Origin of the sequence: Streptomyces sp. NPDC006430 (assembly GCF_040612395.1) — a bacterium.
Lineage (GTDB): Bacteria > Actinomycetota > Actinomycetes > Streptomycetales > Streptomycetaceae > Streptomyces.
On the sequence record NZ_JBEXQA010000094.1, the window covers coordinates 1 to 1,371 of the forward strand.

Genomic DNA, 1,371 nt, shown 5'->3' on the forward strand with positions numbered 1-1,371 from the left:
GATGCCCTTGGTCAGGTCGGTGCCGAAGCGGATCGGTTGTCCGTGTTCGAGGCGGATGACGGCTTCTTGGGCGCGGTCCTTGTCCTTGAGGGCGTCGAAGGCGCCGTCGTTGAAGATGTTGCAGTTCTGGTAGATCTCCACGAGTGCGGTGCCCTGGTGGTCGGCTGCGGCGCGGAGGACCTCGGTGAGGTGTTTGCGGTCGGAGTCGATGGTGCGGGCGACGAAGGAGGCTTCGGCGCCCAGGGCCAGGGAGACCGGGTTGAAGGGGGCGTCGAGGGAGCCCATCGGGGTGGATTTGGTGATCTTGCCGATTTCGGAGGTGGGTGAGTACTGGCCCTTGGTGAGGCCGTAGATCCGGTTGTTGAAGAGCAGGATCTTCAGGTTGACGTTGCGGCGCAGGGCGTGGATGAGGTGGTTGCCGCCGATGGAGAGGGCGTCGCCGTCGCCGGTGACGACCCAGACGGACAGGTCGCGGCGGGAGGTGGCCAGGCCGGTGGCGATGGCGGGGGCGCGGCCGTGGATGGAGTGCATCCCGTAGGTGTTCATGTAGTACGGGAAGCGGGAGGAGCAGCCGATGCCGGAGACGAAGACGATGTTTTCCCTGGCCAGGCCCAGTTCGGGCATGAAGCCCTGGACGGCGGCGAGGACCGCGTAGTCACCGCAGCCGGGGCACCAGCGGACCTCCTGGTCCGACTTGAAGTCCTTCATGGACTGCGCGGCCTCGGCCTTGGGCACCAGCGAGAGCAGGTGGGGAGCGTCGGTCACCTCAGTCATTGATGGCCTCCTTGAGAACCTTCGCGAGCTGCTCCGCCTTGAACGGCATGCCGTTGACCTGCGTGTAGGACTGGGCGTCGACCAGGTACTTCGCCCGGATCAGGGTCGCGAGCTGCCCGAGGTTCATCTCGGGCACCACGACCTTGTCGTAACGCTCCAGGACCTCGCCGAGGTTGCTCGGGAAGGGGTTGAGGTGGCGCAGGTGGGCCTGCGCCACGGGGATGCCGGCGGTGCGTAGCCGGCGTACGGCGGCGGTGATGGGTCCGTAGGTGGAGCCCCAGCCCAGGACGAGGGTGCGGGCCCGGTCGGGGTCGTCGATGTCGAGGTCGGGGACCTGGATGCCGTCGATCTTGGCCTGGCGGGTGCGGACCATGAAGTCGTGGTTGGCCGGGTCGTAGGAGATGTTGCCCGTGCCGTCCTGTTTCTCGATGCCGCCGATGCGGTGTTCGAGGCCGGGGGTGCCCGGGAGGGCCCAGGGACGGGCCAGGGTCTGCGGGTCGCGCTTGTAGGGCCAGAACACCTCAGTGCCGTCGGCCAGGGTGTGGTTGGGACCCGCCGCGAACTGCACCGTCAGGTCCGGCAGGTCCGCGACGTCCG

1 protein-coding gene and 1 pseudogene are annotated in these 1,371 nt (G+C 67.6%); both read right to left on the reverse strand.

Annotated features, from left to right (window positions below; all coding sequences use genetic code 11):
• Positions 1 to 765: 2-oxoacid:ferredoxin oxidoreductase subunit beta (locus tag ABZZ20_RS36685; RefSeq protein WP_356877368.1), on the reverse strand; the 765-nt coding region annotated here is incomplete at its 3' end.
• A 1-nt stretch (position 766) separates the two neighbouring features.
• Positions 767 to 1,371: pseudogene (locus ABZZ20_RS36690) on the reverse strand (2-oxoglutarate ferredoxin oxidoreductase subunit alpha); the annotation flags it as partial.